Annotated in this window: 1 protein-coding gene; it reads right to left on the reverse strand. The window is 71.6% G+C overall.

Features of this window, described 5'->3' with window-relative positions; all coding sequences use genetic code 11:
• Window positions 1-419, reverse strand: a 419-nt coding sequence (locus QSJ97_RS24730; protein WP_285675166.1) for a rolling circle replication-associated protein, incomplete at both ends; no start/stop codon positions are given.

The following is a 419-nucleotide window of genomic DNA, read 5'->3' on the forward strand; positions in this document are numbered from 1 at the left end:
TCCTCGTCGACCGCCAGCATCGCCAGCGCCGCACCGATCTCGGCCAGCGCCTGCCGGACAACCTCCACCACCTCCGCGTCCCGCTCGACCGCGATCTCCGCTGTTTCCTCCGGGATCACGATGCCCACCGAGCGCCGGAACCGCCGCTCGCCCGGCTCCCGGTCATCGTCCTTCGCGAGATACTTGGCGAGATAGCGCGCCACCCGGTGCAGCGGACGCCGCCGGCTGCCCTGCACGTCGATATTGCCGAGGCTGCTGCCAAGGCCGGACAGCTCTGCCACGGCAGGGGAGGCGGCCAGCACCGCAAGCCAGGCAGCGCGGAGCAGGGCGACATCCTGCCGGCCCCGCACGGCCAGGTGAAAATGGATCGCCCCCCGCTTCTGGCGCTCCGCAACCACCACATAGGGCCAGGGCGCCAG

It is taken from the genome of Paralimibaculum aggregatum, assembly GCF_030270585.1.
GTDB lineage: Bacteria > Pseudomonadota > Alphaproteobacteria > Rhodobacterales > Rhodobacteraceae > Thermohalobaculum > Thermohalobaculum aggregatum.